Here is a 12,470-nt window from a genome sequence, read left to right as displayed (position 1 = left end):
CTCTCGGGGTGGGCCACCTGGCGCTGGCCCACTCATCATCAGATTTGGGGAATATGTGTCTACGGCAGCAGTAATAAATCAGGAAGCGTTGGCGGAACAGGTCCTGCAGGATACCTTCGGCTACCAGCAGTTTCGCCCCGGACAACAAACGATTATTCAGGCGTCGCTGAAAGGGCGAGACTGCCTGGTGGTGATGCCTACCGGCGGCGGTAAGTCGCTGTGCTATCAAATTCCCGCTCTGGTCCGCGAAGGCCTGACGCTGGTGGTCTCTCCCCTTATTTCACTGATGAAAGATCAGGTGGACCAGCTGCTGGCCAACGGCGTGGCGGCGGCCTGTCTGAATTCAACGCAGACGCGTGAAGAACAGCAGGAAGTGATGGCGGGCTGTCGCACCGGGCGGATCAGGCTGCTCTATATTGCGCCCGAACGTCTGATGATGGATAACTTCCTTGACGGACTGATGCACTGGAATCCGGCGATGCTGGCCGTGGATGAAGCGCACTGCATCTCCCAGTGGGGACACGATTTCCGGCCGGAGTATGGCGCGCTGGGGCAGCTGCGCCAGCGGTTACCGGACGTGCCGGTGATGGCGCTGACTGCTACCGCCGATGAAACCACCAGAAACGATATTGCCCGGCTGCTTCAGCTCAACGACCCGCTGATTCAGGTTAGCAGCTTTGACCGTCCCAACATCCGCTATACGCTGGTAGAAAAATTTAAGCCGACCGAACAGCTGATCCGCTACGTGCAGGATCAGCGCGGCAAGTGCGGGATTATATACTGCAACAGCCGCGCCAAGGTTGAAGATACCGCGGCTCGTTTGCAAAGCCGGGGTATGAGCGTAGGTGCCTATCATGCCGGTATGGACAATGCCCACCGCGCGCAGGTACAGGAAGCCTTCCAGCGCGACGATCTGCAAATTGTTGTGGCAACGGTCGCCTTTGGCATGGGCATCAATAAACCCAACGTGCGCTTCGTGGTGCACTTTGATATCCCCCGTAATATCGAATCCTATTACCAGGAGACGGGGCGCGCCGGCCGTGACGGCCTGCCGGCCGAAGCGCTGATGCTGTACGATCCGGCAGATATGGCGTGGCTGCGTCGCTGCCTGGACGAAAAAGCGCCCGGGCCGCTACAGGACATTGAGCGTCACAAGCTGAATGCGATGGGGGCCTTCGCTGAGGCGCAGACCTGCCGCCGTCTGGTGCTGCTCAACTATTTTGGTGAAGGCCGTCAGCAGCCTTGTGATAACTGTGATATCTGCCTCGATCCGCCGCGTCGCTACGATGGCCTGGTAGAGGCGCAGAAAGCACTCTCGGGGATTTACCGCGTCGGGCAGCGCTTTGGCATGAGCTACATTGTTGAGGTGCTGCGCGGGTCGAATAACCAGCGGATCCGCGACATGCAACACGACAAGCTGCCGGTCTACGGCATCGGGCGGGAGCAGTCCAACGAGCACTGGGTCAGCGTGCTGCGTCAGCTGATCCATCTGGGCCTGGTGACGCAGAATATCGCCATGCATTCCGCGCTACAGCTTACCGAAGCGGCCCGGCCCGTGTTGCGCGGCGAAACGCCGCTGATGCTGGCGGTGCCGCGCCTGGTCAGCGTTAAACCACGCAGCGGCAGTCCGAAATCGTTCGGCGGTAATTACGATCGTAAGCTGTTTGCCAAACTGCGTAAGCTTCGCAAAGCGATTGCCGACGAAGAAAATATCCCGCCGTACGTGGTCTTTAACGATGCCACGCTTATTGAGATGGCGGAGCAGATGCCCGTGAACGCCTCGGAAATGCTCAGTATCAACGGCGTGGGGCAACGAAAACTGGAGCGTTTTGGAAAACCCTTCCTGATGATGATCAAGGAGCATATTGATGATGAAGACTGACGCTTAATCGGGTTTATATACCCAGGGAACGATAGCGTCCATCGGGTTCAGCCTGTTTGCTTTATGCCATGCGTCGCGCTGAAGCTAACAGGGCACCCACTGCCATAAACATTCCGCCAAAAATTCGGTTCAGTCGCGTCATCTGCCGGGGCCCCTTAATCCAGCCCGCAATGCGCGTTGCCAGCGTGGCGTAGCCAATCATCACGATGATATCGACCACCACGGTAGTGACGCCCAGAATCAGGTACTGCATCAGCTGCGGCTGATGAGGAATGATAAACTGGGGAAACAGCGCGGCCAGAAAAACGATACTCTTCGGATTGGTCAGATTGACCAGAATCGCCCGCCTGAACAGCCTGCGGCGCGGCATCGCTTTTGCTACCGCCTGAAGATCGATGCCTCCGCCTGCACGCCACTGCTGAATGCCCAGCCACACCAGATAAGCGGCACCCGCCCACTTGAGTATTTCAAACGCCAGTACCGAATGGGAAAATAGCGCGCCCAGCCCGATCCCAACCAGCAGAATGTGCAGCGACAGACCCACCTGAAGACCGGAAATAGAGGCGGCGGCCCCGCGAAAGCCGTGACTGATACCGGTGCTCATGGTATTTATCGCGCCGGAACCCGGCGATAAGCTCAACACAGTGGTGGTTAAAAGGTAGGTAATCCACCATTCGATGGTCATTGGTTAAGGCTCCCTGGACAGGCAGAAGTATGACACAATACGACATATTAAAGGGTTGCGCTACGGGCTGACACGGGGTCATGCAGAGCGTTTAACGATGTGAGCGATGAGCGGATGACAAACCATCGTAACGGCTGGCCAACGCGGGAAAAAGCGTTTGCGGCATTTGCCACCGGGCCGCTGCTGGCGTTCTGGCAGACGCGTGAAGAGGGTGAATTTAACGGCGTAAATAACATCCCTATCCGCTACGTTCGCTTTCATGCGGCGCACCACGACAAGGTTATTTTACTCTCTCCCGGACGTATCGAGAGCTATGTGAAATATCCCGAACTGGCCTGGGATCTTTTTCACTGTGGCTATGACGTGCTGATCCCCGATCATCGCGGGCAGGGGCGATCCGGGCGGCTGCTGTCGGATCCCCATCGCGGACATGTGGACGCGTTTGAACACTACGTTGACGACCTGGAAACGCTCTATCTGAAAGAGATTGTCAGCCGCCCCTATCGGCATCGCTATGCGCTGGCCCACTCGATGGGCGGTGCCATCCTGACGCTGATGCTGGCCCGCCAGCCCAACGCTTTTGCTGCGGTGGCACTGGCGTCGCCGATGTTTGGTATCTATCTGTCGATGCCTGACTGGGTGGCACAGCGTATTCTGAACTGGACGGATAAGCGTCCCGGTCTGCGCGAAGGTTATGCGCCCGGCACCGGAAAATGGCGGGCGCGGCCCTTTGGCATCAACGACCTGACCCATAGCCGCGAACGCTACCGGCGAAATTTGCGCTTTTATGCGGACGATCCGCAGCTGCGCGTCGGGGGACCCACCTGGCACTGGGTGCGCGAAGGCGTTCAGGCCGGTAAAAGTATTCTCAGTAAGGCCAAAGAAATCTCAACGCCGCTGCTGCTGCTGCAGGCCGGCGAGGATAAGGTGGTTGATAACCGGGCCCAGGATCTGTTTTGCCAGGCCATGACTGCCGCGGGTCAACCCTGCGAAGGGGGAAAACCGAAGGTTATCGTCGGTGCGCGTCATGAGATCTTGTTTGAAAAAGACAGCATGCGTGCCGAAGCACTGGATGCCATCGTGGCTTTTTTTGCCCGGCATCCCTGATTGCCCCGCTCAGATATTACCCTTAACCGACAGGTCACGCTGTCCGCTAACCGATTAACCAGAGGTTTTATGTACCCTATTGTTGCTTCCGATCTTGATGGCACCCTGCTGTCGCCCGACCACCGTTTGTCCTCCTTTGCCCGCGAAACGCTTCAGCTTCTGACGCAAAAAGGCGTGCATTTTATCTTTGCTACCGGCCGTCACTATATTGACGTGGCGCAGATGCGCGACAGCCTGGGTATTGATGCTTTCATGATCACCTCTAACGGTGCTCGGGTACATAACACCGCGGGCGAACTGGTTTTCAGCCAGAATCTGGATGAGGATATCGCCCGTGAGCTGTTTGCGATGCACCACGATCACCAGGATATTTTCACCAACATCTACCGTGATGAAGAGTGGTTTCTTAACCGGCACCGGCCGGAAGAGATGGACTTTTTCCGTGAGTCAGACTTCAACTATCAGGTCTACCAGCCGGGCGCACTGCCCACGGACGGCATCAGCAAGGTCTTCTTTACCTGTGGTAAACCGGAACTGCTGATCCCACTCGAAGAGGCGCTGATTGCCCGCTGGGGCGATCGCGTAAACGTCAGCTTTTCGCTGCCGACCTGCCTGGAGGTGATGGCGGGCGGCGTATCAAAGGGCCACGCGCTGGATGCCGTTTCCCGCTCTCTGGGCTATTCACTGAAAGAGTGCATTTCGTTTGGTGACGGCATGAACGATAAAGAGATGCTGAGTATGGCGGGCAAGGGTTGCATTATGAGCAATTCTCACCAGCGACTGAGGGATCTGCTGCCGGAGCTGGAAGTGATTGGCAGCAACGCTGACAACGCCGTATGCCACTATCTGCGTCAGCTACATCAGGTTTAAACCGTGCGGATTTCCGCCCCGGTGATGGGGCGGAAAAAGGATTAACGACGAACCGCGTTAGTGATGCAGGAAACTAACGGCTTTATCCGGGAAGTCGGTAAACAATCCGTCGACGTTCGCCTGATTATAGAGCACGTCATACAGTTCGTTGACGCTGTCTGCCCAGACGGGGAGCTGATCTGCCCGCACGGTATAGGGATGGACGACCATATTGCTGTCGTGAGCTTCCTTCACCATATCCGTCAGGCGTATGTGGCCTTGCGTTGACCCCTCAGCCACCAGCATATGGTAGTCGGGGCCAATGCCGTCGGCATACTGCGCAATGGTTTTCATCGCGCCAGGCTTGAACATCCAGTCGTAGCTGTAGTTGACCCATTTCCCTTTCTGCTGCTCCTGCGTCTCTTTATCCGCCGTTTCCGCAATCAGCTGTACCATGCGCAGATTCATCCCTCTGGCGGGCTCCAGCTCAGTTTTAATCCGCTTCACTTCGTTGTAATCAAAGCATTGCAGATAAACGTTGTCGCTTTTGCGGGTATAGCCATACTGCTTCAGGACGTCGAGTACCTTCGCGGAGATATCCTTACCCGCCTTGCGGTGGAACCAGGGGGCTTTGATTTCGGTGTAGAGACCAATATTTTTACCGGTTGAATGATTCAGTCCCTGAATAAATTCGATCTCCTCTTCAAAGGTATGTACGCGGAAATCTGACTGGCCCATAGGGAAACGGCCGGGGAAGGTCTGCGCCTTCTTGCCATTTTTAATGCTAAAGCCTTCGGTAAACTTAAGGCCTTTGATTTCCGCCAGGGTGAAGTCGATCGCATAATAGCGCCCGTCGCTGCGCGCGCGATCAGGATAGCGTTCGGCAACGTCGGTAACACGGTCAAGGTAGCGATCGTGCAGCACCACCAGGCGATCGTCCCGGCTCATGACCAGGTCCTGCTCAAGGAAATCGGCACCCTGCGCGTAGGCCATCGCCTTGGCGGGGAGCGTGTGTTCAGGCAAATAGCCGCTTGCGCCGCGATGGGCAATGACTACTTTATCCTGCGCGGCCACCGCACAAAAGGCGGCGCTCATCATCACGGCGACCAGTAGCGTATTCAGTTTCATCTGCTTCTCCGTTTGCTGTTATTCAGTCTGACTCAGCCGCTGTTTGTGTTTTTTCTCGCTGAACATGGTCAGCACCAGCAGAAGTACCGCCATCACACAGCCGCCCACCATAATGATAAAGCCGCCATTCCAGCCGAAGTAATCCACCGTGTAGCCCACAATGGCGCTGGCCGCGACTGAACCGCCAAGATAGCCAAAGAGGCCGGTAAAACCGGCTGCGGTACCCGCCGCTTTCTTCGGGGCCAGCTCCAGCGCATGGAGCCCGATGAGCATGACGGGACCGTAGATCAGGAAGCCAATAATAATCATGCAGGCCATATCAATGCCCGGATTCCCGGCCGGGTTCATCCAGTACACCACGGTGGCAATGGTGACCAGCACCATAAAAAATACGCCGGTCGCGCCACGGTTCCCCTTAAAGATTTTGTCCGACATCCAGCCGCACAGCAGCGTGCCAGGGATCCCGGCATACTCATAGAGGAAATAGGCCCATGAGGACTTATCCAGGGCGAAATGCTTCACCTCTTTCAGATAGGTGGGCGACCAGTCGAGAATGCCGTAACGCAGCAGGTAGACGAATACGTTCGCCAGCGCGATGTACCACAGCAGTTTGTTAGGCAGAATGTACTGCATAAAAATTTGCCGGGCAGTCAGCTCCTGCTCCTGCTTTTCGTTATAGTCAGGGGGATAGTCGTTTTTGTACTCCTCCACTGGCGGCAACCCGCAGGACTGAGGCGTATCGCGCATCAGGGCAAAGGCAATCATCGCCACCACGATGGCCCCGAATGCTGGCATATAGAGTGCCGCTTTCCAGTCGTTAAACCAGGCCATCCCCAACAGAAAGAGCAGAGGCGGAATACCGCCACCGACGTTGTGGGCGCAGTTCCAGATGGAAACCACTCTTCCACGCTCCTTCTGTGACCACCAGTGCACCATAGTCCTTCCGCACGGCGGCCATCCCATTCCCTGGAACCAGCCACAGAGAAACAGCAGCACAAACATCACCATGATGCTGGAGGTAGCCCAGGGGACAAATCCCATAAACAGCATGACGGCGGCGGCAAGGATCAGCCCGGCAGGCAGGAAAACGCGTGGATTAGAACGGTCAGAGACGGATCCCATGATAAATTTTGAGATGCCATAGGCAACAGAGATGCCTGACAGGGCAAAGCCCAGATCGCCGCGTGAGAAACCCTGATCGACCAGATAAGGTATTGCCAGGGCAAAGTTCTTACGTACGAGATAATAGGCGGCGTAGCCGAAGAAGATACCGAGGAAAATTTGCCAGCGCAGTTTGCGGTATAGCGGATCGATTTGCTTCTCGTCTACCCGTGGCTGGTGCGCAGCTGGCTTAAAAATACTTAGCATTTGGCCTCCAATGGCGCGGTTTATTTGTTTTATTGACGCCCTGAGGCGCCTGGCAGGAGTGGTCGAACCTTTTCGTACGATCCCATGTTCCATTTCGCGCACAGGATAAATGAGAGGGGCTAAGCGAACCGTGAAGAAGGGCGCAAATGTTACTGGTTTATGTCAAATGGATGTTTTATATGTCTTTCGTCACATGTTTACATTTTTCTGGTGAGGCAAAAAGGTGATATCAGTCACGTGTAAATCCCGTTCTGGCATCGATCTCAAGCAACAGTTCCGTCAAATCTACCGGCGGGAGCAGCTGCCTTACCTGACTGTTGAGACGATGCAACGATGGAGGCTCATTCAGTTTCTCCAGGCTGCTGATAGTCAGGGAAGGATATTTACCGTCGTGGCAGATATGAACCTCCGCATCGTACACCAGGCGTTTCCAGGGGCCGGTAATAATATGTTCAGGCGCATCGTCCAGGATGCGCTTTTTCGAGCCGTTCAGTTCCGTCAGATTAAGAATGGCGGACAGCGTATGTTCTCCGGCTGTCGCTGCCTGGAAATACAGGTCGCGCCATACCGCCGGAAGAAAACGCGTTACCCGCCCGTACTGCTCCACCATTTCGTCATGGAAATTGTTGTTCTGAGGCCGAACGGCGCAGAATACTGGAGCGTACCAACGAAGGCCAGGCCGGCAGCAAAGCTCAAAGGCGTCAGGTTTGGCCGCAAACGCACCATCGCCCGTAACGCTGTGCTTTCTCTTAGGCAGGAAGGTAAGGGCGCTACAGCGATAGCCAGGGAGCTAAACATCGCCCGCTCTACGGTATATAAAATTCTGGAAGACGAAAGGGCCCTGAGTTTCTTTTCGTCCATAATTTGCCTGTCTCCGTTGTTGAAGTGAAAATATCAAAAACAGGCAGATACACAATTTAAATTACAGGCTCCAGATTTTTGTATTTGATGTAGTCGTAATTCAGGTGTTACTTATTGGGGCGTTTCGCCAGACCTGGGCACTGGGAAGACCATTTTACAAATTTGGCATTGTAGACAGATTCATCGTCGCTGACGAAAGATACTTTGCCTTCTTTAGCTCCTTCCTTCAGAGTTCCCAGTAGATCCAACTGCACGGTACGCTCATCAAACTCCTTGCCTTTATCATCGAAGGCTTTGTAGCAGCCGACAAAACCAGTTAATTCAATCGGCTTTTTGATGTTGCTATATACAGTCACCTTGAACGTTTTTTCGTACTTAGGCTGTCCTTCAACCACTACCGTCCCCTCAGAGGATGGGATAGCCTGAATAATCAATTTACTATGTAAATCTTCAGCCGCTACTGAAGAAAATGAGAAGAGAACAAGCGAAGAAAGGAGAACTGTAGACAGCTTTTTCATCGAATATATCCTTTTATCAAAAAATTAGTCATTAATTCCGCAACCAGATTACACGCTACAACCTAAATCCAGACTTAATAATCATTATCTTTTGTAAAGTGATTTGCAGCTATCGGTCTTCAAACAACGCACATTGACCTTGTCACCGGTGGCGATGTTGAGCCGCTCCTTCTGCAGCTCCATCTGGTAAATCTGGTTGTCAACTTCGGTGGCCTGGATATGGATATGGCTTTCCAGCGTGGTGATCTGCAGCCATTCTGTTCGTTCTGGCCGGACAGGCCCAGCAGGTTGTTCTGCTGCTGGTAATACAGCGCTACCTGGTTGGTGAGCTGATCCTTATTGATCAGCCCCTTCGTCTGATAGTGCCGGTAGTTCCCCATATTCTCCTTCATAATACGTATCCCTTCCTGGGCACGCCGGAGGATGTCGGCGGAACGGATGAACGCGGCGGTATATTGCGCCTTCTGTTTTTCAGCATGGTAAGCGTGGCCTGCTTGCTGCTTTCCAGTCGGCTGATGATTTGCGCAATGCGTGCCCGCTGGTCATCGATATCCCGCTGCTGGTTATCGATGACCACCCCGCTGCGGGTGCTTTTGCTGAGGTGAATCTGGTAAATGGGGGCGCCGGCGGCGATCGCCAGGGTAAGAAAAGCAATGAGAAAAAACAGGCAGAGCCCTGCCGTGAGCCAAAAGGGAGTGCCGGGTAACAGCAATGCCCGACCGCGCGATCTCAGGTTGTGGTTATCGATCGCTTCCTGGCGAAACACCGTTTTTCTTCCTTAAAAAGAAGGGGGAGTGAAGTCCAGCCCCATTATGCCGTCAACAAATCGTTAAACACCAGCGTTGCGGTGAGTGGGCGTTTGATGAATTGTTGGACATATTAAACAGTAAATTATCTCATTGGCGTGTGTTTTAGTTCTATTGGCCCTCAAACCCCTAAACCAGATATTTTCCTGTACACCCGGGGTTTTCGCTACACTACGGCCCCTTTTACTGCCGAGTGAATCATTGTGACGTTACTGATTGTCACCACAGTCCTGTGGGCCTTTTCTTTCAGCCTTATAGGCGAGTACCTGGCGGGGCAGGTCGATAGCGTCTTCTCCGTGCTGATCCGTCTGCTGCTTGCCGCAGTTGTTTTCCTGCCCTTTTTACGTTTTCGCGGCCAACGGATGTCGACCATTCTGCTGTATATGGCCGTCGGGGCGATGCAGCTGGGCATTATGTACTTGATCAGCTTCCAGGCTTTTCTCTATCTTAGCGTGTCGGATTTTCTGCTTTTTACCGTGCTTACCCCGCTCTGGGTGACGTTGATTTACGATGTGCTAAGTGGTCGTGGCATACGTGCGGGCTACCTGTTCAGTGCTCTGCTGGCGGTGGTGGGAGCGGCCATTATTCGCTACGACAAAATCAGCGATCATTTCTGGTTCGGTCTGCTGCTGGTTCAGCTGGCGAATATCTGCTTTGCGATTGGGCTGGTGGGATATAAGCGTCTACAGGAAATTCGGCCCGTGCCGCAGCATACTGCGTTCTCCTGGTTCTATCTGGGTGCCGCCGCTATTGCCGTCGCGGCCTGGTTTCTCTGGGGCAATCCCCACAGGCTGCCCACGACGTCATTCCAGTGGGGGATACTCATCTGGCTGGGCGTGGTGGCTTCGGGTCTCGGCTACTTTATGTGGAATTATGGTGCCACTCAGGTTGACGCCGGGACGCTGGGGATAATGAATAATATGCATGTGCCGGCCGGGCTGTTGGTTAATCTGGTTATCTGGCAAAGGCAGCCGCACTGGCCGAGTTTCCTGATCGGTGCCGCAGTGATTTGCGTTTCGCTCTGGGTACACAAGAAGTGGATTGTAAATAAACGATAACGTACAGTCTGGCCTGATAAAGCCGGGGAAAGGGTCACCTTCCCCGGCGAAAGACGGCGCTTTTATTATTTGATCAACGTATTAATACAGTCAGTGATTTTGCTTAGCCTGTCTTCAATACGGGCACCAATACGGTCGCCCAGATCTTTACCTGCATCATTGAACTGCTGTTCGCTATAACCCAGTTCGGCTGCAAAGGTTAGTGTTTTAAAGATATCTGAGAAAAATGAACCAAATATTCCGGACATTTTTTCCTGAACCTTACCTGCGCCGCTAACGGTTGCTACTTCAGTACTGGTTAGAACTCGCATAGTCATTACCTCAATCCTTGATTTGAAAAAATACAGTGTGTGCACCCCTCAAGGTGAGCGGTAATGTTATGAGAGGATGGATCAGGATAAAATAGTACTTAATCCAAATGGTTATATCTGTTAAATCGGGATAAATAAGAAGCAAAAGGGAGGCTGTGGTAAAGAGGCAGGGGGAAAAAGGTGGTCAGGGGTAACCGGCGTGAGCAGAGTGACGCTGCCCACGCTGCCCACGCTGCCCACGCTGCCCACGCTGCGGCGCGAGGTTTACTTCGCTGCCGGACGAATTTTCTTCGTTAAACCTTTCAAAAAGTTTCGCAGAATCTGGTCGCCGCATTCACGGTAGTTCTTATGCCCTGGCTTGCGGAAAATGGCCCCAATTTCCGATTGTCCCACGGCAAAGTCTGCCAGTTTTAATATCTCAAGAATATCGGTTGTCTTTAAATCGAACGCGACCCGAAGCTTTTTCATAATGATGTTATTGGTCATCTTCCGCTCAATAGAAGGGGCGGGGGCGTCTTCACTCTTGCCGCGACGGGAGAAAATCAGCCCGTTAAGAAAATAGCCCATAATGACGTCCGGGCAGGCGCGGAACCCCGCTTCATCATCTTTTTTCAGGAAGCTGTTTACTTCAGCTTCGGCCACTTCGCTTTCTGCCAGCGCCAGAATGCTGACTACCTGGGTATCGCTTAAATTCAGCATGTAGCGCACGCTGCGCAGAACGTCGTTATTTGTCATAGCAATCTCATCAGGGAACAAAAGCTGTTGGGCGCATTATAGAGATAAATGGCAGCGGAAACAGGAAAAAACGCCAGCAGGGCATTAACCGCGCGGGGTCAGCAGACGCGGCGCTCAGGCTGTATTTGGCCGGTCAGTGACCGGCTAAAGGTGCTCAGGATGAGATAATCGACTGGGGCAGAGGCGTGCCGGGAAGGGAGGCATCTTTCACGCGCGGAAGGTTATCGCAGGCATGCTGGCGAGCCGAGCGAATAAACGCCTCCACAACCGGCTGACGCTGCTCACCGTCCCTGACCGCTGCATATAAGCGGCTCCACAAACCTTCACCCAGGGGTTTAGTCACCACCAGCCCCTGATGTTCAAAACTCTCCACCACCCAGTGCGGCAGGGCGGCAATCCCCATTCCCGCAGACACCATCTGGATCAGCAACAGCGTATTGTCCACGCTTTTTAGCGCCGGACTGATGCCCGCGGGCTGAAGAAAATGGCGCCAGATATCCAGACGCTGGCGCTGAACCGGATAAATCATCAACACCTCATTCGCGAGGTCTTCAGGATTAATATGTTCACGCCGGGCGAGAGGATGATCGGGAGAGAGCACCAGGCGGACTTCAAAATCAAACATCGGCGAGTAGAAGAGGCCGCTGCGCGGCAGGATATCTGACGTCAGCACCAGATCCAGCTCTCCCTGTTGCAGGGCGGGCTGCGGGTCGAAAGTTACCCCCGATTTGAAATCCATCACCACCTGCGGCCAGTTCTGGCGAAAGTTATTCAGCGCCGGGGTGAGCCACTGAATGCAGCTGTGACATTCAATCGCAATGCGCAGCGTGGTCTGATGCGGCTCGTGGCAGGCCTGTAGCGCCTGCTGGATCTGCGGCAGGACCTGTTCGGCCAGATTGAGCAGGATCTCTCCCTGCGGCGTAAAGCGCAGCGGCTGACTTTTTCGCACGAATAAACGAAACCCCAGCCGCTGTTCCAAATCACTGAACTGATGTGACAGGGCGGATTGTGTTTGATGGAGCTGTGCAGCCGCTGCGGCCAGCGAACCTGTCGTTCGCAGTGCCTGCAACGTTCGCAGGTGTTTGAGTTCGATCATGAGAGTCCTTCACATCGACAGTGAACATTTTGCGCTTGTGGTGACTACAGTACCTGCGGATTATAG

11 protein-coding genes and 3 pseudogenes are annotated in these 12,470 nt (G+C 54.2%); 5 read left to right on the top strand and 9 right to left on the bottom strand.

The annotated features are described in order from the left end of the window. Positions 1–55: 55 nt before the first annotated feature. Positions 56–1,882 carry an ATP-dependent DNA helicase RecQ gene (gene recQ / locus ACLRGG_RS11885; RefSeq protein ID WP_416249970.1) on the top strand — a complete coding sequence of 609 codons (1,827 nt, stop codon included), beginning with the start codon at positions 56–58 and terminating at the stop codon, positions 1,880–1,882. A 61-nt stretch (positions 1,883–1,943) separates the two neighbouring features. Here recQ and rhtB read toward each other — a convergent pair whose 3' ends face one another. Continuing rightward, a complete protein-coding gene (gene rhtB / locus ACLRGG_RS11880) occupies positions 1,944–2,567 on the bottom strand; it encodes a homoserine/homoserine lactone efflux protein (protein ID WP_416249969.1) in 624 nt (207 codons plus the stop codon). A 114-nt stretch (positions 2,568–2,681) separates the two neighbouring features. Here rhtB and pldB point away from each other — a divergent pair, with 114 nt between their 5' ends. Together pldB and yigL are read left to right on the top strand one after the other, a co-directional pair. Then, positions 2,682–3,674 (top strand): lysophospholipase L2, encoded by a 993-nt coding sequence (gene pldB / locus ACLRGG_RS11875; RefSeq protein ID WP_416249968.1) that lies wholly within the window; start codon positions 2,682–2,684, stop codon positions 3,672–3,674. A 69-nt stretch (positions 3,675–3,743) separates the two neighbouring features. After that, positions 3,744–4,544, top strand: coding sequence for a sugar/pyridoxal phosphate phosphatase YigL (yigL, locus tag ACLRGG_RS11870; protein WP_416249967.1), 801 nt, complete (start codon positions 3,744–3,746; stop codon positions 4,542–4,544). A gap of 57 nt (positions 4,545–4,601) precedes the next feature. Here yigL and glpQ read toward each other — a convergent pair whose 3' ends face one another. From glpQ to ACLRGG_RS11855, 3 genes and pseudogenes are all read right to left on the bottom strand, one after another. After that, on the bottom strand, positions 4,602–5,651 hold the full coding sequence (gene glpQ / locus ACLRGG_RS11865) for a glycerophosphodiester phosphodiesterase (RefSeq protein ID WP_416249966.1): 1,050 nt from the start codon (positions 5,649–5,651) through the stop codon (positions 4,602–4,604). Positions 5,652–5,669: 18 nt separating this feature from the next. Then, on the bottom strand, positions 5,670–7,019 hold the full coding sequence (glpT, locus tag ACLRGG_RS11860) for a glycerol-3-phosphate transporter (protein ID WP_416249965.1): 1,350 nt from the start codon (positions 7,017–7,019) through the stop codon (positions 5,670–5,672). A 232-nt stretch (positions 7,020–7,251) separates the two neighbouring features. Then, positions 7,252–7,659: pseudogene (locus ACLRGG_RS11855) on the bottom strand (Tn3 family transposase); the annotation flags it as partial. Here ACLRGG_RS11855 and ACLRGG_RS11850 point away from each other — a divergent pair. Next, positions 7,650–7,908, top strand: a pseudogene (locus tag ACLRGG_RS11850) (helix-turn-helix domain-containing protein); the annotation flags it as partial. The pseudogenes ACLRGG_RS11855 and ACLRGG_RS11850 overlap by 10 nt on opposite strands. A gap of 79 nt (positions 7,909–7,987) precedes the next feature. Here the strand turns inward: ACLRGG_RS11850 and ACLRGG_RS11845 are convergent. Beyond that, a complete protein-coding gene (locus ACLRGG_RS11845) occupies positions 7,988–8,398 on the bottom strand; it encodes a DUF4354 family protein (protein WP_416249964.1) in 411 nt (136 codons plus the stop codon). Positions 8,399–8,494: 96 nt separating this feature from the next. Then, positions 8,495–9,164 (bottom strand): annotated as a pseudogene (locus tag ACLRGG_RS11840) (HlyD family secretion protein); the annotation flags it as partial. A gap of 243 nt (positions 9,165–9,407) precedes the next feature. Between ACLRGG_RS11840 and ACLRGG_RS11835 the strand changes: the two are divergent. Then, positions 9,408–10,262: a carboxylate/amino acid/amine transporter gene (locus ACLRGG_RS11835; protein ID WP_416249963.1), complete on the top strand. Its 855-nt coding sequence runs from the start codon at positions 9,408–9,410 to the stop codon at positions 10,260–10,262. Between the two features lie 65 nt (positions 10,263–10,327). Here ACLRGG_RS11835 and ACLRGG_RS11830 read toward each other — a convergent pair whose 3' ends face one another. The 3 genes from ACLRGG_RS11830 to metR all read right to left on the bottom strand — a co-directional run bounded on the left by ACLRGG_RS11830 (position 10,328) and on the right by metR (position 12,404). Next, positions 10,328–10,579, bottom strand: coding sequence for a hypothetical protein (locus tag ACLRGG_RS11830; protein ID WP_416249962.1), 252 nt, complete (start codon positions 10,577–10,579; stop codon positions 10,328–10,330). 258 nt (positions 10,580–10,837) lie between these two features. Continuing rightward, complete coding sequence (locus ACLRGG_RS11825) at positions 10,838–11,308, bottom strand: YehS family protein (protein WP_416249961.1); 471 nt, start codon at positions 11,306–11,308, stop codon at positions 10,838–10,840. 154 nt (positions 11,309–11,462) lie between these two features. Further along, positions 11,463–12,404 (bottom strand): HTH-type transcriptional regulator MetR, encoded by a 942-nt coding sequence (metR, locus tag ACLRGG_RS11820; RefSeq protein WP_416249960.1) that lies wholly within the window; start codon positions 12,402–12,404, stop codon positions 11,463–11,465. Positions 12,405–12,470 lie beyond the last annotated feature (66 nt).

The organism is Erwinia sp. PPS120 (genome assembly GCF_047918655.1).
GTDB lineage: Bacteria > Pseudomonadota > Gammaproteobacteria > Enterobacterales > Enterobacteriaceae > Erwinia > Erwinia tasmaniensis_A.
Note: the sequence above shows the minus strand (reverse complement) of the source record. Positions and strands in the feature narration are given on the sequence as shown.

Coding starts and splice junctions, on each gene's coding strand:
- rhtB (WP_416249969.1), bottom strand. CDS start 2,567: ATGACCATCGAATGGTGGATTACCTACCTTTTAACCACCACTGTGTTG.
- pldB (WP_416249968.1), top strand. CDS start 2,682: ATGACAAACCATCGTAACGGCTGGCCAACGCGGGAAAAAGCGTTTGCG.
- yigL (WP_416249967.1), top strand. CDS start 3,744: ATGTACCCTATTGTTGCTTCCGATCTTGATGGCACCCTGCTGTCGCCC.
- glpQ (WP_416249966.1), bottom strand. CDS start 5,651: ATGAAACTGAATACGCTACTGGTCGCCGTGATGATGAGCGCCGCCTTT.
- glpT (WP_416249965.1), bottom strand. CDS start 7,019: ATGCTAAGTATTTTTAAGCCAGCTGCGCACCAGCCACGGGTAGACGAG.
- ACLRGG_RS11845 (WP_416249964.1), bottom strand. CDS start 8,398: ATGAAAAAGCTGTCTACAGTTCTCCTTTCTTCGCTTGTTCTCTTCTCA.
- ACLRGG_RS11830 (WP_416249962.1), bottom strand. CDS start 10,579: ATGACTATGCGAGTTCTAACCAGTACTGAAGTAGCAACCGTTAGCGGC.
- ACLRGG_RS11825 (WP_416249961.1), bottom strand. CDS start 11,308: ATGACAAATAACGACGTTCTGCGCAGCGTGCGCTACATGCTGAATTTA.
- metR (WP_416249960.1), bottom strand. CDS start 12,404: ATGATCGAACTCAAACACCTGCGAACGTTGCAGGCACTGCGAACGACA.